18 protein-coding genes are annotated in these 23,064 nt (G+C 53.2%); 10 read left to right on the top strand and 8 right to left on the bottom strand.

Annotation, left to right across the window (positions count from 1 at the left end; all coding sequences use genetic code 11):
* Positions 1–533: 533 nt before the first annotated feature.
* The 4 genes from V9K95_RS18895 to V9K95_RS18910 all read right to left on the bottom strand — a co-directional run bounded on the left by V9K95_RS18895 (position 534) and on the right by V9K95_RS18910 (position 4,922).
* The gene (locus V9K95_RS18895) at positions 534–1,067 is read right to left on the bottom strand and encodes a cytochrome b (protein WP_336441599.1); all 534 of its coding nucleotides are present in this window, start codon (positions 1,065–1,067) and stop codon (positions 534–536) included.
* A 302-nt stretch (positions 1,068–1,369) separates the two neighbouring features.
* Positions 1,370–2,533 carry a patatin-like phospholipase family protein gene (locus V9K95_RS18900; protein ID WP_336441805.1) on the bottom strand — a complete coding sequence of 388 codons (1,164 nt, stop codon included), beginning with the start codon at positions 2,531–2,533 and terminating at the stop codon, positions 1,370–1,372.
* Between the two features lie 202 nt (positions 2,534–2,735).
* Positions 2,736–3,995, bottom strand: a complete 1,260-nt coding sequence (locus V9K95_RS18905; RefSeq protein WP_336441598.1) for an MFS transporter — start codon at positions 3,993–3,995, stop codon at positions 2,736–2,738.
* Between the two features lie 477 nt (positions 3,996–4,472).
* Positions 4,473–4,922, bottom strand: a complete 450-nt coding sequence (locus V9K95_RS18910; protein WP_336441804.1) for a MarR family winged helix-turn-helix transcriptional regulator — start codon at positions 4,920–4,922, stop codon at positions 4,473–4,475.
* Between the two features lie 86 nt (positions 4,923–5,008).
* On the opposite strand from V9K95_RS18910, the gene V9K95_RS18915 reads away from it, so the two are divergent.
* On the top strand, positions 5,009–6,511 hold the full coding sequence (locus V9K95_RS18915) for an FAD-dependent oxidoreductase (protein ID WP_336441597.1): 1,503 nt from the start codon (positions 5,009–5,011) through the stop codon (positions 6,509–6,511).
* A 709-nt stretch (positions 6,512–7,220) separates the two neighbouring features.
* Complete coding sequence (locus V9K95_RS18920; RefSeq protein WP_336441596.1) at positions 7,221–8,135, top strand: LysR family transcriptional regulator; 915 nt, start codon at positions 7,221–7,223, stop codon at positions 8,133–8,135.
* A gap of 65 nt (positions 8,136–8,200) precedes the next feature.
* Here V9K95_RS18920 and V9K95_RS18925 read toward each other — a convergent pair whose 3' ends face one another.
* Positions 8,201–9,334, bottom strand: coding sequence for a M24 family metallopeptidase (locus V9K95_RS18925; RefSeq protein ID WP_336441595.1), 1,134 nt, complete (start codon positions 9,332–9,334; stop codon positions 8,201–8,203).
* A gap of 403 nt (positions 9,335–9,737) precedes the next feature.
* Here V9K95_RS18925 and V9K95_RS18930 point away from each other — a divergent pair, with 403 nt between their 5' ends.
* Genes V9K95_RS18930 through V9K95_RS18955 form a run of 6 tightly spaced genes read left to right on the top strand, consistent with a single transcriptional unit; the run spans position 9,738 to position 15,999 of the window.
* A complete protein-coding gene (locus V9K95_RS18930; protein WP_336441594.1) occupies positions 9,738–11,195 on the top strand; it encodes an ABC transporter substrate-binding protein in 1,458 nt (485 codons plus the stop codon).
* Between the two features lie 35 nt (positions 11,196–11,230).
* Positions 11,231–12,148: an ABC transporter permease gene (locus tag V9K95_RS18935; RefSeq protein ID WP_336441593.1), complete on the top strand. Its 918-nt coding sequence runs from the start codon at positions 11,231–11,233 to the stop codon at positions 12,146–12,148.
* A gap of 1 nt (position 12,149) precedes the next feature.
* Positions 12,150–12,995, top strand: coding sequence for an ABC transporter permease (locus tag V9K95_RS18940; protein ID WP_336441592.1), 846 nt, complete (start codon positions 12,150–12,152; stop codon positions 12,993–12,995).
* A gap of 26 nt (positions 12,996–13,021) precedes the next feature.
* On the top strand, positions 13,022–14,026 hold the full coding sequence (locus V9K95_RS18945; RefSeq protein ID WP_442958585.1) for an ABC transporter ATP-binding protein: 1,005 nt from the start codon (positions 13,022–13,024) through the stop codon (positions 14,024–14,026).
* The gene (locus tag V9K95_RS18950; protein ID WP_336441590.1) at positions 14,023–15,009 is read left to right on the top strand and encodes an ABC transporter ATP-binding protein; all 987 of its coding nucleotides are present in this window, start codon (positions 14,023–14,025) and stop codon (positions 15,007–15,009) included. Before V9K95_RS18945 ends, V9K95_RS18950 begins: the two co-directional genes overlap by 4 nt.
* Before the next feature lie 39 nt (positions 15,010–15,048).
* Positions 15,049–15,999, top strand: coding sequence for a 2-hydroxyacid dehydrogenase (locus tag V9K95_RS18955; RefSeq protein ID WP_336441589.1), 951 nt, complete (start codon positions 15,049–15,051; stop codon positions 15,997–15,999).
* A 588-nt stretch (positions 16,000–16,587) separates the two neighbouring features.
* Here V9K95_RS18955 and V9K95_RS18960 read toward each other — a convergent pair.
* The 3 genes from V9K95_RS18960 to V9K95_RS18970 form a co-directional block, all read right to left on the bottom strand.
* Complete coding sequence (locus V9K95_RS18960; RefSeq protein ID WP_336441588.1) at positions 16,588–17,523, bottom strand: LysR family transcriptional regulator; 936 nt, start codon at positions 17,521–17,523, stop codon at positions 16,588–16,590.
* 159 nt (positions 17,524–17,682) lie between these two features.
* Complete coding sequence (locus V9K95_RS18965) at positions 17,683–18,750, bottom strand: dipeptidase (protein WP_336441587.1); 1,068 nt, start codon at positions 18,748–18,750, stop codon at positions 17,683–17,685.
* Positions 18,743–19,948 carry a MalY/PatB family protein gene (locus V9K95_RS18970; RefSeq protein WP_336441586.1) on the bottom strand — a complete coding sequence of 402 codons (1,206 nt, stop codon included), beginning with the start codon at positions 19,946–19,948 and terminating at the stop codon, positions 18,743–18,745. Before V9K95_RS18970 ends, V9K95_RS18965 begins: the two co-directional genes overlap by 8 nt.
* Before the next feature lie 243 nt (positions 19,949–20,191).
* Here V9K95_RS18970 and V9K95_RS18975 point away from each other — a divergent pair, with 243 nt between their 5' ends.
* The gene (locus V9K95_RS18975) at positions 20,192–21,124 is read left to right on the top strand and encodes a LysR family transcriptional regulator (protein ID WP_336441585.1); all 933 of its coding nucleotides are present in this window, start codon (positions 20,192–20,194) and stop codon (positions 21,122–21,124) included.
* 333 nt (positions 21,125–21,457) lie between these two features.
* Positions 21,458–23,035, top strand: a complete 1,578-nt coding sequence (locus V9K95_RS18980) for an ABC transporter substrate-binding protein (RefSeq protein ID WP_336441584.1) — start codon at positions 21,458–21,460, stop codon at positions 23,033–23,035.
* Positions 23,036–23,064 lie beyond the last annotated feature (29 nt).

Genomic DNA, 23,064 nt, shown 5'->3' on the forward strand with positions numbered 1-23,064 from the left:
AGTGTATTATACACATTGTTTAAGATTCATTGCGTTATTCGGATGGACGGAGGCGCCTTTCTGGATAAGAGATCAGCAGGCGAACACCAGCGTCACCTGAAGAGAAGTGATTGCGGTGATGATGGATGTAATGCCGTCATCGAAACATTTGCGTATCGTTTTCTCAATTCCCGCAATCATCCCTTCCTAACCGCACCTGTTGCCATTCAGGTAGATGCGGATAGGGGGTGCTGCTTGCGGGAAGCGCGTACGAAGCCGCACCTTCTTAAGTGCGTCGCTATTGTAACCGTGATCGAAGGGAAACTGCTGTGGAGTCTTGCTATACACAAGTGCGGCAATCCGCAGCGATTTGCGTCCTCCAGAAGCTAACTAGAGCGGCGGCGGCCCAAGTACCATCGAGCCGTTTACTAAGTTTACGATGTAGCTCTCCCTGCACGATAATTTCAGGAGACAACCAAGCGAACTGGCAAGCTGTGGATTACGTCGGGATTTTGGGATTTGTACAACGCCGGGACCGATGAAGCGCACCAGTTTTATCGTCGATACCACATGCGCCGCAGCAACCCATCGCGGCGGGCAAACTGATGATAAAGCGCCGCCCCGATGTGGACGAAAAACAGCGTGAGCAGTAGCTTTGCGCCCACGCCATGCGGAACGCGCGGCGGATAAAGGTGGAAGTCCGTTAGAGCTGTATCGGTTCCGCCGAAGATAATCGTTCCCGCGCCGCTCAACGCCACCATGCCCACCCCGGTTGCGCTCATGCCGAGAATAATGACATCGAACGCGAGGTGAACACCGCGCGCTAGCTGGTTCTGCCAACTCGGTACTCCCAGCATCGGGAGCGGCTTCTTGTCAAAAACCCACCACCAGATGATGCGGAATACAGTCAACAACAAAGCGATTATCGCAGCCGAGACATGTATGCGCAGGAAGCCAGCCTTAACTGCCGGCTCGATAGCATTGGCCGCCTGAAACCCGAAACCGAGCGCCAAAAGGATGAGAATAGCGCCAAGCCAATGAATTGTGATGGGGATCGCGCCATAGCGGTCAGGACGGCTTCTTAGCATTTATCTTCCTTAAAGTCTGTTTCGCAGCGTTGCAGTGCGACGCGGTGCGCCGTGCTGACTTTCTTGACGATGCGCTCTGCCAGCCATTTATCCACGGCAGATGATGGGCAAGACCGTCCCTGCCAATGTTGACACCAGCCCAATCTACCGTCCGCGGCTCTTAAGTATGTGTATTATGCATATATATAGAAAAGTTCGTCAAGGTAAAAAGTGTACGATACACGTTTTTAAGGCTACGACCCATCGGCGGACCGCTTGATCCGGCACAAAGATAGGTCCTGTTCGTATCTTGATGATGGAAATCACCGCGCAACAGGCTGCGAGAGTTTCAACGGAAAGACTGGCATATCCTTCCACATCGCGCCGGAGGTCGTCTGCTCGTAGCCAAGTCGGTACACGGCATGCATGTAATTCCTGTCGAGCGGATTAAGCATCGAATAGGAAATCTGGACTTCGATCGATGCAACATGGAATTTTGCTCCTGTGCGGCGGGCATGGTTGTAGAGCGCAGTTAATTCGCTCTGAGCCTGAGATTTCAGGAAGGTGGAGTATGCTCGGCCGAGGGATGACACTGTCCTGTTTGGCGTAACATCGAACTCGGGGATAAGCGCGTTGTTGACGATCACGTACAAATTGACTTTCTGCCGCACGGGCCTCTCGGAGAAAAGCGCGTTTTCAACGAGAAGAGGTGGCGTCAGGATCTGAGAAGTTGATCCTCCGTCGGAGTGCAATTCCTGAAACTGCCGTCCGTTTGACGTCGCCTGAATCATGACCGGAGGGAAGACGCCTGGGACACTGGCCGACGCGACGATAACATCTCGAAACAGCTTCAGGGCATCCGGATTTCCGCTCGCAGCGATGGCGCCCATGTTCCAGATCACGCCGCGTTGGGTATCGAGGTTTGTCGTGAGAACAAGCAGCCGTCGACCGTTGCGGTGCTCGGCAGCGATCTGGTTGAGGACATTGGGCGTGATGAAACGTTCGACATGTCGTTTAAGTGGCCCGGGTTTGAGCAGACTTGAGCCGAACACCCCGAAGGGACCGTTTATCGCGACAAGTTCCTGGGCGATACCGCTGGTAAATAGATGCACCAGTGTCTTATCGTAAGCACTTCCCAGGAAGGCGTACGGCGCAATCAAGGCGCCTGTGCTGACGCCGGTCACGACATCAAAGCCCGGGCGGGCGTTCGTTTCGGTCCAACCTGCGAGTACGCCGACACCGAAAGCGCCGCTGCCGCCACCGCCGGAGATCATCAGTATATTTTTCGTATCGGACCGGGTCTTGACCATCCAGTCTCGATGCCTTGCAAGCTCTTCGTTGCGCGGGGAATAGCGGTAGGCGCGGATTTCGCCATAACCCGCAATTGAGGCTTTTTCCGCCTCAAGGGCGTCTAAAGCGCGCTCTGGCGCGTGTGCGCATGCAGACAAAACCAACGCGGCGGACAGAAACAATACTAATTTCCGCATCGATCGAGTGATCACAATGCGAACAGCCAGCGCCCTTGCATAGAAATGAAAATGCGCATCTTGCGTGGCGGAAGTCACTATCATGTCGCCTGCCGAGTGCGTAACGTTTTTGTATTTCGAGATATTCTGGCTTGTCATTTAAGTGGGTTCTCTCGAGCCTGGTTCGATGAGGAGCGCCGCGATTGTTATGGCAATCCTATGCTTACTGGTTCGCCTGCCCTTCGGCCTCCGGATCCGTGGGCGGAAGTCTTGTCCAGGCGATTGCGGCTGCAATCGCAACGAAGGCAATGATTATGCCGGTCCAAACACCGTAGAGTGCCTGCCCAATGAGAAAACCGGCAATTACGGGAGAGACAGCCTCCGTAGCAGCAAGCAGCGATTGGGTAGTTCCAAGCACGATGCCTTGACGTTCGCGCGGGGCATGGACAGAGAGCGCCGAAATAAAGGTGGGGCGCGCCAAGGCGTCACCGACACTTACACAAAGGAGGGCAAACACAATAACCGGAAGCGTCATCGCAAAGGCGACAGTGATGTAGCCAACGGCCACAATGGCACATATGAGAACGATCAGCCGGCGCTCCGTGAAGTATCGCCCGAGCCATTGCAGCAGGAACAACTGGACAATGATATTAATCGCACCGTCCGCAGCCATTATGTAGCCGAGTTCGCGTGGTCCAAATGAACTGTCCCTACTAATGAAGGTTGCGTGGAGATAGTTGGCAATCTGGGAGCCATACATATTATAGGCAAAGAAGTAGCAGAGCAGCACGATCACAAGCACGCGGATCAAAGGAGAACTGACGATCGACCTGAATGAGACCTTGGTGGAGGCTCTGTATCTAGTCGACTCATCGAAGTCGTGGGATGCTGTGTGGCTGCCCTTGATGCAGATAGCCGTTACCACGAGGCTAGCCGCGGAAAGCGCCATGGCGGCGTAGATCGGAACGGTCAGGGAGATGCCGGATAGATAAGCGGACAGGCCTGCGCCCGCGATACCCCCGAGTCCGACAGCGGCACTCAGAACGCCTATGGCCTGCCGGCGGTTGGCCGGAGAACTGTGGTCTGCGATATAGGCAGCGGCTGCAGTAAATGTCCCGCCCGTGAAGCCGAATAGCATGCGCGCCAACAGAACGGGAAACACCGCCGTTGCCAGCGCGAGCAAAAGGAAGCTGACAAATGCCGCAGCCTGCGTTGCGAGCAGGATTTTCTTACGTCCCAAGCGATCGGAAAGTTGACCGATAAGAGGCGCGGCCACAAATTGGGTAAGCGCTTCTGTAGCGATCACCAGACCAAAAATGAACGGCGTTCCGCCCATTTCCTTGAGGTAGAATGGTAGAATTGGCAAGGCAGCCGCAGCACTTGCTGCATAGAAGCTGACGCTGAGAAAAACCGGCAGCATCAGGCGCCAATCAAGTCTTGGCGTTGCCTTATCACTCCCCACTGTAGATGCGTCGACGTTCATTTCGCGACTCCCCTGCTATTGACCGCACCTGTGTCGCTGATCAAATTGGCTGTACAGGGATTTGTCGTCACCTGCAGAATGTGTAGTATGCACATAATGTAGATCGTTGAAACTCGCAACATAAAAGTGTATAATACACATTATCATCGGGACTTGCTTGTCCAGAGCTTTGGGAGCTGACGGTTTAAATGACTTTTTTTGATCCGCGTCGGACAAGTTATCCATCGCCCAGAAGGCTGTGGTAATGAGCCAGAGCGGAGTGCCCGGTAGCAGTTATAACTTGCCGCGTCTGCCAGCGGATACGCCGCAGAAAAGGGTGCAAAGGAAGTTAGCCTACGTGATCAAGCCGGAGCGGTGTTCACCTATAACGTTCGGATGCTGATGGACGCGGAACCTGGGCAGCCGGTACCAGGTGTGATTCATCGGCTGGAGGCTTGGGTCGTAACGGCAAAGTGCCCGCGAGCGCTTCTTCTTCAGTCACCTATTTCTCGGTAATTGTTGCCAGCTCATGCCGTCGGCGAACATCCGCATAAGCCGGATCAATTCATCGAAGTCTTCGCGCGGCCAATCTCGGAACAGGCTTAACGCCATCTTTTCCCGCGCCACATCCACGGCATCTGTCGCTTCCTTTCCCCGAGGTGTGATGACCGCTTCACGCACCCGCTTGTCAGCCGAGCCCGAGCGGCGCTCGACGAGTTCAAGCGCTTCTAGACGAGCAACCTGGCGGCTGACGGTGGTGTAATCACGCCCCACCCCCTCGGCCAGTTCGACAACGCCGATCGGTCCCCGCCGCTCGATCGTGACGAGAAGAGGAAAAAGCGCTCGTTCGAGTGTAAGTCCGGCCAGCTGCAACAACTGCGCATCGCGCTCAGGTTGATTCATAAGGCTGGCGATGTCGATGAGCGAGCGGTGTAGCTCAGGCAGCATTTTCTTGATATGTGCATTATACACTTTTTTTGTTGACACGCGTGGAACTCCCTGTGATATGTGCATTATACACATTGGAGATGGCAATGAAAGACGAAAACACTATCGGGGTTCTGATCTGTGGGGCGGGCGCGACCGGTCTCACACTTGCTATTGACCTCGCCCGGCATGGCGTTCCGTTCCGCCTGATCGAAAAGATGGAGCAACCCTTCCCCGGCTCGCGCGGCAAGGGCATCCAACCGCGGACCCAGGAAGTGTTCGAGGATCTGGGCATCATAGACCGGGTTGTCGCAGCAGGCGGCAGCTATCCTCCGATGCGCGAATATCACGGTGATGGCACCTATACCGAAAGGAACACCGCTGAGCACAGCAATCCAACGCCGGCAGAACCTTATCACATCGCGCTGATGATCCCGCAGTTCCAGACGGAGCGGCTGATGCGCGAGCGGCTCACGGAGTACGGCCATCGGGTTGAATTCGGAACCGAACTTGTCGGCTTCGATCAGAGTGAGGAGGGTGTCACCGCGCGTCTGATCGGTCCTGAGGGCGAAGAGGTCGTGCACAGCCGCTACCTCATCGGCGCTGACGGCGGTCGCAGCTTCGTTCGGGGTGTCCTCGGCATCGATTTTCCTGGCAAGACGCTGGGTGTACGAGCAATGGTGGCAGATGCCGCACTGACCGGCCTCGACCGCGACGTATGGCACCAGTTCAACAACGGCAACATGGAGCGTATGCTCTCGATTTGCCCGCTCGCCGGAACCGATCTTTTTCAGATCCAGGCTGTCATTCCACTCGAAGGCGCAGTAGACCTTTCCCTTGAAGGAATTGAAGGAATGATCTTTGAAAGAACGGCGCGTAATGATGTGAACCTACAATCGGTGACCTGGGCTTCCGCTTATTCCATGAACGCCCGGCTCGCTGATCGCTACCGGGTTGGTCGCGTATTCCTCGTCGGCGATGCAGCCCACAACCATCCCCCGACCGGCGGCCAGGGTCTCAATACCAGCATTCAGGACGCCTATAATCTAGGGTGGAAGCTGGCCGCAGTTCTCGGCGGCGCGCCAGACAGCCTGCTCGACAGCTACGAAAGGGAGCGGCGTCCGGTCGCGGAAGCGGTGCTTGGGCTTACAGCTGGCCTCCTGGATGCGGCAAAGCGAGGGGAGCTGCGGCGCGGTCGCGAGGTGCGCCAGCTAGATATCGGATATCCGGGCTCGCCGCTCGCCTTAGATTTGTCAGCACGCGTGGGCTCTTTGGTCGGAGGACGCGCTCCCGATGCTCCGCTTCTTGGTGCGGCGGGATGTCCCCGACGCCTCTTCGACTTGTTCACCGGCTCGCACTGGACGCTCATCGGTTTCGAAGCCGAGCGCGATATCATCAAGGGGCGAAAGGGCCTCCACATTCACCGGATTGGAGCCGGCTGCGAACTGCAGGACGTGGGTGGCCATTTCAGCGATGCTTACGAACTGATACCCGGTGAATGGGTGCTCGTTCGACCTGACGGCTATGTCGCCACGATCGCCACCCCAGATGAAGCCTCCGCTCTCTGGACATTCTTCGCGGAGGTGGGGCTGGCGGGTATTCAACAGTGACACCGCTGAGTGGGCGGAAGATCATCGCAGACGTCCGATCCCACGAGAGCAGGAAACGATCCCGTTGCTCGTGTAGGTTGAGATTTTCTGATTGGCCGTAACGATGTTCCTCCGCAGAGCCGGTCTGTCCGCTTGATCGCGTTGTCTCTTAAATCGCGCACAATGTTTTCTACCCATCTGCTTGGAGGAGAAAAGATGCCGAATATTTCGCTCAATCGACGCTTGCTATGCATCCTATTGTTTTCGGAAGGCTCGACCTGCCACAGTCCAAGGTGGTGGGATTCGCGAGCCATCGAACAAGTTTCGCTTTAACGTAAACCGGTTGTTGCTAATCAGGTGGGAAATGTTCCCATTGAACTGGAGCACCTACGCTCGCTAAGCCATAATCGGCGCGATCGATCCAACCTTGGAAACGACGCTATCGCCCTTCGTTCGCGAACAATTGCATCGGCCGACCGTCTATCTCATTAGCAAATGGATGCGATCCTCATTTAGCCAACGGCAAATGCGATAGAACGCCTTGGTGGCACTTTCTAGTCATTTCGATCGTCTGTATGGTGGATTGCTAGACTTTCAACAACAAGAGCGCAGAACCGGTACAAGAAGTAAGTTTCAAGGATGCCGGCAGCAGCACATTGATAGTTGCCGTAAGTTGTGGAATGTGGCTATTACTGATGCCATTACGAGATCAATTAGAAAGCGAGGATCAATGCTCAAAAATTCCTTGCGTTATTTTCTATCAGTTGTCAGAAATGGATCGATCCGTGCGGCTTCGGCGGAACTGCACGTCGCACAATCCGCCGTAAGCCGACAGCTTCAGCAGCTCGAGCATGAGGTCGGACAAATGCTCCTAGAGCGCCGCGCCCGTGGCGTCACTCTGACCCCGGCCGGCGAATTGCTTTTCGCTTACGGGCGCGAAGCTGTATTTCAAGAAGAGCGTCTAGAATCCGAACTCGACGCTCTTCAGAGTCTGAGAAAGGGACATATACGTATCGCGGCTATGGAATCGCTTGTCCCCCTCCTCCTTCCGAAGGCAATAGACCGGTTCAAGAGCCAATATCCCGGGATAACATTCTCTGTAGACATCGATACCAGCGATGCAGTTGTCGCCAAGGTAATGGAGGGCGAAGGTGACATCGGCATCGCTTTCATGCCCAAAATCGCTGATGAGATCAGAACGGTTTTTCGGTCAAAAGAGCCACTATATGCCGTGGTCGCGCCATCTCATCCCTTGGCGAAGAAAAAATGGGTCGCAGTCCAAGACCTCGTATCATGGCACGTGGGGCTTGCGCCGCGGTTCAGCGGCGGTCGTGTCCTCTTCGACCAAGCATGTCGTGAGGCGCGCGTCCAGATTACACCGGCTTTAGAGTCCGGCTCGGTCGAGCTTTTGCATCGTTTCGCTCAAATGGGAACAGGCGTTGCAGTCTTGCTGCGCCATACCTGTGCTGAAACCGTCGCCAATAAAAAGCTTAAGGCTCTGAAATTCGCCGAAGACATTCTTAACTCGGGTGCCCTTGAGGTCTTCACGCTTTCCAACCGGCAATTGCCGGTCGCAGCAGACCGATTTCTACTCACACTCAAACAGGAAATGGATCTTGTCGATGTCGCTCGAGATTTCGCATGAGCGCACTTGCCATTTGAGAGAATCAAAGCGGGCGAGCGCCCGCTTTGATTTGTACGCATATAGAGTCAAGGAACGATGGGCCGGCCCAGCACAGGAATTTCCTTGGGTGCAAGTCCTAAGGTGAGAATGCGGTTGCCGTCTGGCGTGATCAACACAAGATCCTCGGTATGATAGCAACTCCCCTCTCGATCAACAGTCATTGGCTCAATGTTAATAACCATACCTGGCGTCAGCTTGGTTTTGTCGCCTGGTCGAATCATCGGAGTCTCGTGAACCTCAATTCCGAACGAGTGCCCAACATGCGGAAGTGTGCAGGGTAGACCTCGTTTCTCGAATTCAGATTTGCACAGAAAGTAGATATCCTCTGCAGTAACACCTGGTTTCATGGCAGAAATCGTTATCTCTTGGACTTCGCAAAGCTTGCGATAAGTATCACGCTGAAGGTCGGACGGATTCCCAGTGGAAAATGTACGAGCGAAGTCGCTCATATACGCTCCATACAAGCCTCCGACGTCGAGCCGCAGAATCTCGCCCAATTTTGTCGCATCGTCTGCCGGATGATTATGTATGTGGGGTGTTCGCTCGCCCGACGCCAAATGAAGGTGAAGAGTGCCATCGGCGCCGGCATCAAAAATCTTTTTGATAATTCTGTTCGCCAAGGAGCGATCGGTGTCGCCGACACGCCCTTCACTTATGCCTTCGAGGACGGCCCGATGAGCCTGTTTGGCGGCACTCTCGAGGAGGTCGATCTCACTTTGCAGCTTGACGCTTCGCACCTTTGCAACGTCTTCGGTGGTATTCACAAACTTCAAACCCGGCAACTCGCGTTTAAGGCGCTGATAGGAAGAAACCGGCAGATAATCGAGGTCCATGCCGATCGTGCTCTTGTCAAGCTTGCGCCGTGTTAACGCGGCGGCAAGCGCAACTACCGGTTCATCTCTAAATTCCGTGTACAGTGAAACGTCGCTTACCCAGCTCTCCGACTTAACCAAGCTCTCCTCGATGCTGCAGACGACGAGTTCCGCTGTCCAGTCGCTCTGAAGAATGACAAACGCCTGACGAGGACGAAGATTTTCTACCGTGGTGACGTGGGCACCGGCAACATATGTGAAGTTCTCCGGGCTCATGCAGACAAGTGCTTCAATGTTTCTCTCTTTAATGAGACCTTTGAGCGCCTCAATATTCGGTCGAACTTTCATGCTTATCTCCCTGATAGTGGTTTGGGCTGCATTGCAGCGGGGTTCAAAGAGACTATGCGGAGAAAGATGGATGCCGAAAAGCGCTATATTGAGGTTGCAATCATGCCGATCGGGCATCGCTATATTCCGCCGATACGCGGAGAGCGACGATTTGCTTGATGGTCAAAACTCAACGAAAATGGGGGATTCTACATGTTCTTTTTTTGGTTGTGATGCCACATCGGCATCAAAGTATGCGCAAAATTGAGCTTTCTGAGTTGGAGCAGAAGTGGTCTGCTGGCGAAATCAAAAAACGGTCCAAAATGAGATCAGGGGAACAACAATGAAACACAATAGAGTCCATGTCCCGATGGTGCGTTCAGCCGTATCAAGAAAAATTGCGTGCCTTTTTGCAAGTGTCTGCATGCTCGGATTTGCAGGGCTCTCCAGTGCTTATGCCGACACCACTCTGACAGTGGGAGCCTCCACATTTCCCGATTCGTTAATGACCGGGATTTCTTCCGCAACATCGGAAAGCCTGATCCTGCAGACCTATGACACGTTGGTCGCGCGCGATAACGACGGTAATTTTGTGCCGGGCCTAGCAGAGAGCTGGGAAGCAAGAGATGACACAACTTGGCGGTTCAGTATACGCAAGGGCGTCAAATTTCACGACGGAAAAGAAATGACGGCGCAAGATGTGAAGTTCACACTCGAGCGAGTAATTGATCCACAAACGGCCTACGGATTTCTCGGCCGGATTAGCCAAGTCTCGGGTGCAGTGGTCGTCGATCCGTATACCGTCGACATCAAAACCAAAGCTATCTTTCCAACCCTCCCAAAGGGTCTCTCCGACATCCCAATCGAAGCGGAACATTACTACAAGGCAGTTGGAGCGGATGTCGCAAAGCGTAAGCCCATGGGAACGGGCCCGTTTATCGCAAAGAATTGGGTACCAGGCGATCGATATGAACTTGATGCCAACAAAGATTACTGGAAAGGCTCCCCGAAGGTAGACCATCTCATCATCCGGCAGATTCCGGAGGCAGCCACGAGATTGGCGGCGCTATTGTCAGGGGAAGTAGAGGTAATCGAAGAAGTCCCGGTGGATTCCATTGAGGAAATCGAAGCGTCCGGCTCAGCCAAAATCGAAAGTGCCGCCACAACCGTGGGCCTTGTCCTCACTTACGACGTGCGAAAGCCACCGTTTGACAATCCCAAGGTACGCGAGGCACTGGATTATGCAGTCGACAAGCAGGTCATTTTAAAGGAGATACTAAAAGATAAGGCCGAGCTCCTCGAGGGGCAGTTGGTGACAAAGAAAACCTTTGGCTTCAATCCCGGCATTCAGGGACGTCCGTTTGATCCCGAAAAGGCGAAACAACTTCTCAAGGAGGCGAATTTCGACTTTGACACTCCGGTAGATATCATGACGCAAGCAGGCAAATACGTGTCCGACGTGGACATCTGCAATGCGATCGCCGGTATGCTACTCGACGTGGGGATAAAGGCAAACGTCAACGTGGTTGAAAGCGGCGTTTACCTAAAACAATGGGCCGTAAAAGAAATGGGCCCGATGTACATGGTCGGGTGGTATAGTCTCGGCGACGCCGACTTCTCATCGGTCTGGTACACTGAAGGCGGAAAACGCTCCACGTGGACCAATTCCGAGTATGAAGAGCTTTTTAAAAAGGCCCGCTCCACTATGGATCAGGAGGCGCGGGGAAAGTCATACGCGCGGATGATGCAAATTCTGCATAACGAAAATCCATCGATGTTTCTTTATGGGCTTCCTGCCATCTATGGCGTGAATCCCAAAGTTTCGGGTTTCCGAGCGGCGTCTGACAAGATCCTCAGGTTGACCGACGTCGATATTAAGTAGCTCGGCAAGACTGCGGCGCGATTGAGAGGCCAGCAATGCTATCATATATCTTGCGCAGACTGATTTACCTTCCACTTTCAGTTCTGCTTGTTTCGGCTGTCGCCTTTGTAGCCCTCCGTGCCACTGGGAATCCGGTCGACATTTATCTCAATGTGGACCGGACCCAGGAACAGGTAGACGCGCTGACGTCACGTCTACATCTTGACGAGCCGATTATCGTTCAATTCGGCATTTATCTCCGCGACATTCTTCACGGAGACTTCGGTCAGTCCCTGCAGTTTGGAGGCCCAGCCATAGATGCTGTGTTGTCACGACTAGGGGCAACGGTGGAGTTGCTTGCCGTTAGCATGGTCGTGGCTGTACTTGTAGGCGTACTGGCAGGATTCATTTGTGCGATCTGGAAAGATCGACTAGCAGATTTCCTGATTTCGACAGCCGCTGTCGGCGCTCAGTCCATGCCAAGTTTTTGGCTGGGAATACTTCTTGTCCAAGTGTTTGCTGTAGATCTCCATTGGCTGCCCACGTCAGGACGGGGAGGTCCGCTTAACCTTATTTTGCCAGCCGTCACCCTTGCAGCCTTTATCATGCCGAACTTCGTCTTGATCACTCGGGCAAGCGTTCTGGAAACACTTAACGAGCAGTTTGTTGTGACAGCCCGAGCAAAGGGTATCTCTCAGGCACGAATCTACCTGTTCCACGTTCTTCCAAACGCCCTCAATCCGATTCTTAGCTTTCTCGGTCTCCAGATCGGCCGCTTGATGGGCGGAGCAATCATCACCGAAACGATCTTCGCTTGGCCAGGCGTTGGGAGACTCATGATTGGGAGCATCTTTCAGCGTGATGTTCCCGTTGTCCTTGCAGGCGTGTTTATCATTAGTCTTGTTATCATCCTGACTAACCTGATCGTAGATCTTCTTCTTTCAATCAACGATCCGCGCATTGGGGTGGAATGACATGAAAACCCGCTTATTTGGCAAACGAACAAAAATGGTGCTTGGTGGTTCCATTCTCTCCATCGTTGCTCTGGTCGCGATTTTCGCACCTTACATTGCTCCTTACGATCCTTTCGCGCAGAGCCTCGTGCGCCGTCTAAAACCGCCCGCGTTTATGGATGGCGGAAGCTTGCGCAATATCCTGGGGACAGACAATTATGGCCGCGATCTTCTTTCTAGGCTGATTTACGGGTCCAGAACATCCATTCTAGTCGGCGTATCCGCAATGGTCCTATCCTGCGCGATTGGCACGTTGGCGGGCCTCGTTGCAGGTTTCAAAGGGGGCCGCACCGAGCAGGTGATCATGCGGTTCGCCGACGCTCACATGGCGTTTCCCGATATCTTGCTTGCAATCATCATGGCGGCCGCGATCGGGGGCAGCACATTTAACCTGGTTATTGTGCTGGGGATTTCGGGCTGGATGGTTTATGCAAGACTGGTTTTCGGCATGGCGCGCTCAATCAAGCAACGCTCATTCGTGGAAGCCGCGGTCTCCTATGGGGGAACTGATCGCTATGTCATCTTCAATCATATTCTTCCACAGATCATGCCCGTTCTGACTGTCGTGGCGACACTACAGATAGCTCAAATGATACTCCAAGAGGCTGCATTGTCCTTCCTTGGTCTTGGCCTACCGCCTCCCGCAGCGACTTGGGGCAACATTCTCTCGGAGGGCCGCGAGCGTTTGTTTGCAGCTCCCTGGATAGCCAACAGTGCCGGCATAGCGATTATTATCGTTGTTTTCAGCATTAACATACTTGGAAACGGCCTACGCGAACAACTCGATCCAAAGGCAAAAACGCAATGACCGTCAGCACATCGTCATCCGTTTGTCTGCCGGTTCAGAAGCGTGAAAAGCCCCTTCTGCACGTGCGCGACTTGACCGTCAAATTTCACACGACACGTGGCCTCGTCACGGGCGTCGACAGGATGAACTTCACTCTTGATCGTGGAAAAGTACTCGGACTTGTCGGCGAGTCCGGAAGTGGAAAAAGTGTCACGGCACTCTCTCTTTTGCGGCTCATACCCAAAGACACAGCAGAGATCTCGAACGGTGAGATATGGTTCGACAACCAGAATCTTGTTACCCTGCCTGAAAAAAACCTTCGCGAGATTCGGGGACGGGATATCGGCATGATCTTCCAAGATCCTATGACCTCCCTTAACCCGATAGCATCCATCGGCAGCCAAGTCACAGAGCCACTTAAGTCGCATTTGGGCATGACCCGCGCACAATCAAGCCGGCGAGCGGAAGAACTACTGGAACTCGTCGGGATCCGCGAGGCCAAGAAGCGTCTTGCTCAGTATCCGCACGAGCTCTCTGGAGGTATGAGGCAGCGAGTGATGATCGCCATGGCGATCGCGTGCGAACCAAAGCTTATCATTGCGGATGAACCGACGACGGCCCTTGACGTCACCACGCAGGCCCAGATTCTTGATCTACTTCAAAAATTGAGAACGGATCTCGGAGTTTCAATTATTCTCATTACTCACGATTTGGGTGTTGTCGCAGAGTTCGCAGACGATGTTCAGGTAATGTACGCAGGACGTGCCGTCGAACGATCTTCTGTTCAGAAAATATTCGAACAACCGGCCCACCCCTATTCGGATGGACTGCTAAAGAGCATCCCAAGCTTCGATAGCGAGGTTGAAAGGCTCGTCAGCATTGAAGGCACCGTACCCAGTCCTTTTGCACTGCCGCCCGGGTGCGCGTTCGCGCCAAGGTGCACACATGCCCGGTCAGCCTGCACGGCCGAAGTGCCAAGCTTTCGCAAAATATCCGCTGATAGGCATGCGGCCTGCCTTTTCCCTCTCGCCGGATCAGGAGTCGGCTTATGAGCCCTTTTATATCGGTTGAACACCTTTCGAAGTCCTTTCCCGTATTCGCAGGTGTCTTCATCAAACGTGAGGTCGGCGCTTTGAAGGCCGTAGATGACGTTTCGTTCTCGATAGGAAAAGGTGAGACACTTGCGGTTGTTGGCGAAAGCGGTTGCGGCAAGTCTACCACAGGGCGTCTCGTAATGCGGTTGATCGAGCCGACGAGCGGTGCGATCGAATTCGATGGCGTCGATATGATGAAACTCACCGGCAGTGAGTTGATGTCTCAACGAAGACGACTCCAGCTCATATTCCAGGACCCCTCGAGCGCCTTCAATCCTCGCATGAGCGTGGAGGCTATCATCGCGGAACCGATGCGCTTGGCTGGTTCTTCTTCCGCCGACCGACGAGATCGGGTCCGGGAACTATTGCCGCTTGTGGGCTTGGCGGCTGAGCACGCCCACCGTTTCCCTCACCAGTTTTCTGGCGGTCAGAGGCAGCGAATCGGAATTGCCAGGGCATTGGCACTGCGCCCCGAGTTTGTTGTCTGTGATGAACCGGTTTCGGCTCTCGATGTCTCGGTTCAAGCTCAGGTGGTAAACCTTCTCAAGGACCTGCAGCAGCAGTTCGGGCTAACATACATGTTTATCTCCCACGATTTGCGCGTAGTTAGGCACATTGCTGATCGCGTTGCGGTTATGTATCGGGGCAAAGTTGTCGAAATCGGCGAAAAACGCGCCGTTTACGCAAGCCCGCAGCACCCCTACACAAAACTACTCTTGTCGGCGGTGCCGTTGCCAAATCCAAGCTTACGCAGGGCTCATAATCCTCAACCGATCGATACCGATGATGCTGGACCACTCGCTGAGGGTTGTCGGTTTGCATCGCGTTGTCCCTATGTAATGCCCGTTTGCAAGGCAGTCACACCTGAATTGCGGGCGGTTGCTGGTGGGCACAAAACTGCATGCCACCTCGTTACAAATCCGCAAACTGCAAGTTATTGATGACGACTTAGGTATGATATGACGACGAAGATATCAGTCTTGGCACTTGGTTACCTTCCGCAATACTTGCTCTCGCAATTGAACCAATCGTATGAGGTTTCACGGCTTGAGCTTGAAGCCGACCTGCCCGTCTTCATCGAAAAACACGGCAATGCGTTTCCTGCAGTCGTCACAAGCACCTTCACTGGAATCTGCCAAAACACGATAGACCTCTTGCCTGAACTTGAAATCATTTCATCTTTCGGTGTGGGAACAGACTCCCTGGATATCATCTACGCCAACTCGAAAGGGATTGTCGTCGGCAACACTCCCGATGTACTGAACGACGACACAGCGAACATGGCTGTCGCACTGTTACTAGCGACCACGCGCAATCTCGTTGCGAATGACCGCTTCATTCGCAACGGTCTATGGCAATACGGCAATACCGTGCCGCTTGGACGGAGCATCCGAGATAAAACGGTCGGATTAATCGGAATGGGACGAATAGGATCCGTAATCGCCGAAAAGCTGACGGTTTTTGGTTGCCACATAGTATATCATAGTCGCACCAAAAAACCCGACGTTCGACACCCATATTACCACGACCTTTTGGAAATGGCGCGAACAAGCGATGTACTGGTGGTGATTGTGCCCGGTAGTCCAGAGACGAGTGGGTTGGTTTCGCGCGAAATTTTGACCGCCCTTGGCCCAAACGGCACTTTGATTAATGTCGCACGCGGTTCTGTCGTCGATGAGGCCGCCCTTGTCGACTTATTGGCTTCCGGTAGGCTTGGCTGGGCAGGGATCGATGTCTTCGCCGACGAACCGAATGTCCCTGAAACGCTGTTCAGTCTGGAGAATGTTGTCCTTCAGCCACATATGGGAAGCGCCACCAGCGAAACCCGCGACGCAATGGCCGATCGAGTAGTCGCGAACCTGCAGTGGCACTTTGGTGGAAAATTGATACCAAAAACCGTTGACCCAAGAACTGACAGGAACCCAATTTGATTACCATGCGGTGTTCGTCACCTGTGACGACAGGGGTCTTTGTTGCTGACAAATTGCTCCTGAGTCTTACAATCCAGCAATTCTAAGAAGGACCTCCGAGCACCTGTGCTAGGCCCTACCGATAGACCATATGGAAGGGTTCTTGTGGCCTGTCGCGAATCCCGGGAAATTGCGATGAGCCGCGTTAGTACTGACCCCTCCCAGCCGCTCCTGTGACGAATCACATCGAGGGGATTGTGCGCAGATTCAACCGGTCGCCGCAGCACCTCCTACCAAGAGTTGCTTATGGCCACAAAAGTAAATTGTCCTCGTTAGGAGACTTCATGTCACTGATTGACCGAAATGCCTACATTTTTGCAAGTTCAGAGGAGGAACGGAGCAACCTAACACCACTTAACCGCATAGATTATTGAAGACCAGTGGCGGGGACGCATCAGGGTTCACAACAAAAAATGGTCTGCTTGAGAGCTTAGGTACAGCGTGAGCCGCCCGCACCAGCCTGTGATCAGTTTTTCGCGCACTCTTGGTACTCTACTATCGATGATGATAGTACAAGTGCGTCCCCCCAACGAGAATCGTTCTTCGAACTTAGGTAACGTTCGCGACAAGCGGTGCGATCTGATCGCGAAGCCATTCGGAAGCAGGCTCCCGATCGGAGTGGGCAGACCAGATCATGGCGATCGGGCTAACATCCAGATCCAGTGGCACAGGACTTTCTGTTAGGCCAAAGATCTTTGCGTAGCGCTGTACGATGCGGGTCGGCAGCGTAGCTACGAGCGGCGTCTTCGTTACCGCGCTAAGGATTGTAAGGAATTCAGGCGCGGCCATTGCGACATTCAGCTTCACATTGAGCTTTTCGAGGGCGGTGTCGAGGCATCCCTCGATCGCATCCTTTTGCGAAACGAGTGCATGTTGAAGGCGAAGATAGGTATCCCGATCCAGAGGACCATCGAGAACCAGGAGATTTTTATTGTAGCAGCACATTAATGACTGCTCAAAAAGTAACCGGTGCCTATGCCGACTACCGCCTTCGTGATAGCAACCGACCCCCAGATCGATCACACCGTCGTCGAGCATGCGATGTATCTGATCTGGATCGGCGGGACGAGCGAGTAGCTTGATGCCCGGCGCCGTTTCCCTCAAGGCTGCGGTTAAATCCGGCATCAAAATGACTTCAAGCTCGCTGGAGAATCCGATTTTGAAGGTACGAGTTTCACTCAAGGGATCAAACCGGTCTTTTGAGATTAAGGCCTGATGTGCTTGGGAGAGTATTTGCTGAACGGGAACGGAAAGGGTGTGCGCCCGAGGAGTCGGCTGCATGACCTGTCCTACTCTGACAAACAATTCATCTTGAAACAGCAGACGCAGTGTCGCCAGATTGTGGCTCATGGCAGGCTGTTGAATCTTCAGGCGCGACGCTGCCTGTGTCACGTTTCGGTCCCTCATAAGGGCATCAAACGCGACCAACAGATTTAGATCGAACGACCACAAATTGAAATGATCGATAGAGGTTACGTTGTTCATCAATGTTATCATTGCACACCTCTTGCATGGAGTCCATTCCGATCGTGCCAGAACGCATCCTGGCCAAGACCATTACGCGGCGCCGACACTCGTGGGACAGACTTCTCCCAGCATGATCGTTGCTGCTGCTATTGAAGTATACAAATGGTCTAATTCCGATTACTTGCCCTTGCTGTCGATCGTTCGTTCGAGAACGCTTATCCAGTTCTCGTATGCGATCTTGTTCAGAAGATCATCACTGTAGCCGCTTTTGCTAAGCGCTTCGAAAAGTACAGGAAGACCGGACGCATCCTTTATCGAAACTGGTATGACAGCACCGTCGAAGTCCGACCCCAATCCAACTCTTGTTTCTCCAAGTACCTCTATTAATACGTCCAGATGCCTGATCATCCAGTCTATCGGAGTATCAGAGCGCATCTGCCCATCCGGGCGAAGAAACGCGGTTGCAAAATTAAGACCCACCAGACCATTACTATCGCGTATGGCTTCCAATTGTGGGTGGGTCAAATTACGAGCCACGTTCGATATTGCATGCACGTTCGAGTGAGTGGCCACCAGCGGGCTAAGAGAAAGCTCTGCGATATCCCAGAAGCCTGCCTCGGTGATATGCGAAAGATCAACGAGAATTCCAAGGCTGTTGCATTTGGCGACAAGGCGACGGCCAGCGACCGTGAGACCTGGCCCGGTGTCCGGCCCACTGGGGTATTTCAGAGGAACACCATGGCCGAACGCGTTGTGACGGCTCCAGACCGGTCCAATCGACCTCAATCCCGCCTCATAGAGGATGTCAAGAAACAGAAGGTCTTCATCGATCGCCTCCGCGCCTTCCATGTGAACCACTACTGCCAATTGACCCTCACGAACCGCAGCCCTGATCTCGGACGTGTTCCGACAGATTTTAACCGCTCCTTGGGAGCCGCGTTCCAGCTCCAAAAGCATCGATAACTGGGCGATGACCGACCTCCTCGCGAAATCGACATCAAGCGGCGCCGGCAGCGGAAGGTCATAGGAGGATCCGCGCATTGCACCGACGTCAAAAATTTCGCGTGATGGGGAGAACAGTGCAAATAGGCCCCCAACCAGATGACCATCGCGGGCTTTTTTGAGGTCGATATGTCCATTGCTTGTTCCACCAAGAAACTCGGCAATAGGTTGCGACTGCTGATCTTTGAAGAAGCGCAGAGCTACGTCATTGTGACCATCAAAAACATTGAACTTATTAAACATTCAACTGGCCCCCACCATGTAAGAGGCAAACCGCATTTGCCATACGATCGATTATTGCATCTAGAATCTCTCGCGATGTAGCGAAATTCAAGCGTACGAAATTTGTCGCACCTGGCTCGAACGTTTCTCCAGCACTCAACATAATCTTTGCTTTCTTCAGGAAAAACTGACTAGCAGACTCGTTGAGCAGCAGCCTCGTGCAGTCGATCCACATAAGATAAGTACCCTCCGGAATTCCCGGGTCCAACAGCGGAATGCGCTCTCGTATCGCTTTGTGGGCGTAATCGCGCATATCTGTCAGATAGCCGACGGTATTTGCGAGCCAATCGTCAGATTCCGTCCAGGCAGCGATTGTTGCGTCGATTCCAACTATCGACGGTTGTCCGAGCATCTGGGGAGGGATTTTGGCTGCAAATTTTCTGCGAAGCTCTGCAGATCCGAAATTGATCAATCCGCATCGCAGACCTGCGATCGAAAAGCTCTTAGTCGCCGACGCGAGTGTTATCGTCCGCTGCGCCACCGCGTCATCCAGAGAAGCAATCGGAATATGTTTTCGCGCATCGTATACCAAGTCAGCATGAATCTCATCAGCGAGGATAATGAGATTATACCGTTCGGCGAATGCGGCGATATCCTGCAGTTCATTTCGGGTAAGCACGCGACCCGTTGGGTTCTGGGGATTGCATACGATAAGAATTTTCGCATCTCTCAGACAGTCATCCATCGAGCCACCAAAATTCCAGTGGTAAGCGCCATCGACCATTTCCGCTGGAATGGAAATCATATGTCGGTTAGTTGCTTCGATCGCCGCGCGGAAAGGCGGATAGTTTGGGGTCTGCACTGCAATCCCGCTATGCTTTTCGGACAAAGCGAACAGACAGGCGTAAATTGACTGCACCAAGTCTGAAACCACAAGCGTATTCTCAGGGTCGACCTTCCAGTTGTAAAGCCTGTGCATGCGCTCGGCATAAATTTCTGCGACCTCGCGGTCAGGGGAGCGACCATTGCGCAATGGGTAGCCGAATGAAGCTTGAGAAGCCAGCTTAGCAACTGCAGCTTGAACTGCCGGAGCTGTCTTCAAATCCATGTCAGCGACCCAGGCAGGCAGGATGTCCGGACCATATTGATCCCATTTTGCAATGCCGAGTCCGCGTAGTTCTTGCTCGGTAAACGCCGGAGGTTTTGTAAATGACGACATTTTACTGCCCCTATGAAGCATAGCGAGATACTGTTGCCCCTTCAGGCCATACATCATCGTCTTCGTGCTGATTACATTGAAATTTGCAAAAGTCATTTGCGTAAAATGCATTGCAGGGATGAGCACCTGATTAGTGACATTAAATCAAGCGTTTTAAAAAAACGTGTCGAAGAAGAAACTGGTAGACACCTGACATATCATTGTCATACTAGTTGTACCTGCGTCGTAATTAAGGTGTTGCGAATGGATGGCGGTTTCAAACGTCCAGTTGACGTGAGTCGGTTCTCTCACATCGCGTCGTTCGTTTCAGTTGCCGAACATGGCAGTTTTTCTGCTGCTGCCGCAGCTATTGACACATCACCTTCGACGGTAAGTCGGAAGGTATCGCAGCTCGAAGAATTACTTGGAGTGCGGCTACTGGAGAGAACAACCAGGAACGTTGCTCTTACAGAAGCAGGGCGCATCTACCACGGCATGTGCCAAGAGATATTGGAACGGATCGCGCATGCTGATGCAACGATGGCGGCAATGAGAGCCAGGCCCAAGGGCATCTTACGAATATCCGCACCGATTGCTTTCGGGAGACTGCATGTCTCACCGATCCTACCCGAATTCATTCAGGCTTACCCAGAAGTCCAGGTTGAGGCTGATTTTACTGACCGGTTCGTAGATCTGATTGACGAGGGATATGATGCCGTCGTGCGCATAGGGTCTCTTGTTAACTCAAGCTTGGTTGCCCGAAAGCTTGCTCACAATAGACGCATGGTCGTTGCGGCGCCAAGGTACCTCCAAGGAAGGTCCGTGCCATTTACTCCCCTGGATTTGAAGGAACATGATTGCCTCGGCTTTACGGGTCACGTCCAGCCTTCCGACCAATGGACATTTTCTCGTGGTGGCAAAAATTTTACCGTGAAAATATCGTCCTCACTTCGATCCGACAACTCCGACGCAATACATCTGGCAGCACTTCGTGGCACAGGCATCGCACTGGTAGCAGCATATATATGTCAGACTGACATTCAGGATGGAAAACTTATTGAGCTCCTGCCCGACTGGCAGATCACTCCTGAATCATCAATCTACGTCGCCTTCCCGAGTCGTCAGTTCCTCCCCCCCAAAGTTCGTGTCTTTGCGGATTTCATCTCATCGAGACTTAAAAAGGAGCCGTGGCGTTGATTATTGAAGTCATGCGTCAACCGTCCGAAACGTTTATTTTCGCGAGGGGTCTAGGGATCAACGGCTGCGACCCGATGCAAGCGGTCCGCCGCCAAGGAGGAATATGGCAAATGACGACAAGCCATCCCAGTACCCCTCGTTCCACCTCCTTGAGCATTCATTCTATAAAAATGTATCGTTGCTTTCCGAGCAACAATACACACCGCAGTTTACTGTAACAGCAACCATATTTTTAAGCTAGCTTAACAACTGTCCAGACGGATCGCACATATCGACTACCCATAGAAGGAAGTAATTTTAGGATTGGGCCGACCCAACGAGGGGTAATCAATAATGAATATAAGAAGACGGGAATTGCTTGCATCTACAGCCGCCGCCATCGTTCTGGCGACTGCTGGCCGAGTTATCGCAGATGACAACATCAGGACCATCCGCTTTATCCCGGCGGGCAACCTGTCGTCGATCGATCCCGTGGTAACGACCGGATACCCCATTCGGAACCATGGGTATATGGTGTATGACACACTTTTCGCTGAGGATGAGAAGTTTGATATTCAACCGCAAATGGTTGAGAAAGTGGAGGCAAGTGAAGATGCGCTCGTCTACACAATGACCCTCCGTACAGGGCTAGTGTTCCACGACGGTAATCCGGTTCGAGCGCAGGACTGTGTCGCGAGTATCAAGCGATGGGCGGCGAAAGACAGCCTTGGTCAATCCCTGTTTGAAGTGACAAGTGATCTTTCAGCAGTCGATGACAATGTTTTTCGGTTTACACTATCTGCGCCCTTCCCGTTGATTCTGACTGCCTTGGGCAAGGCGTCTACCCCCGTGTGTTTCATTATGCCCGAGAGGATCGCAAACACGCCTCCTACGGTACAAATCAGAGACGCCACAGGATCCGGGCCATTCCGCTTTCTTCAAGATGAGTGGGTCCCGGGTAGCCGGGCGGTGTATGAAAAATTCAACGGTTACGCTCCGCGCAAAGAGGAGGCTAGCGGCGGAGCCGGTGGCAAAGTCGTTCACGTCGACCGTGTCGAATGGATAATCATCCCCGACCAATCGACCGCAATCGCCGCACTCAAGCAAGACGAGGCTGACTGGTTTGAAAAGCCCGATCTGAACCTGCTTCCTCTTCTCGAAGGCGATCAAAATGTGGTCGTCGACGCATACGATCCATTTCAAAGTACGCTTCTTCGGTTTAACCAACAGCAGGCACCCTTCAATAACATCAAGGTGCGTCAGGCCGTTATGGCTGCAGTGAATCAAAGCGATGTTCTGACGGCAATGGTTGGGGCAGGAAACTTCAAAGAATGTAAGTCTTTCTTTTTCTGCGGAACACCAATGTCAACGGGTGCCGGATCAGAGGTTATGAAGTCTGACACTGCGCTTGGGCAACAATTGCTCGCTGATTCAGGCTATAGGAACGAGAAGGTTGTCATAATATCCGCGACGGATATCCCCTGGATTCATTCTGCCAGCCTCGTGATCGAACAGCTGCTCCGCAATCTAGGGATGAATGTCGAACTCCAGGCCATGGATCTCGGAACACTCTTCGCACGCCGAGTCAAAACCGATCCCGTGGAGAATGGCGGGTGGAGTGCGCTCGTTTCCGGTGCTGGCTCGGTCGATTTCATGAGTCCCGCACAACATCTCGCGCTTCGTGGCGACGGCCTGAAGGGTTGGCCCGGCTGGCCGGAGGACGCACAGCTTGAAGGGTTGCGCAAGAGGTGGATGTCCGTCACCACGCTTGAAGAGCGAAAAGCACTCGCAAATGAAGTCGAGAAGCACGCTTTTCAGTCTGTGCCGTATGTTCCTCTTGGCCAACGTGCGCAGAAGACCGCGTATCGATCAAGTATCTCGGGCATATTGAAAGCGAGCGGTCCATTCTTTTGGAACTTGCAGAAGTTCTGAACCGACAATGACTTCAACTACTTCGATCA

The organism is Phyllobacterium sp. CCNWLW183 (genome assembly GCF_037203775.1).
GTDB classification, from domain to species: Bacteria; Pseudomonadota; Alphaproteobacteria; order Rhizobiales; family Rhizobiaceae; genus Phyllobacterium; species Phyllobacterium ifriqiyense.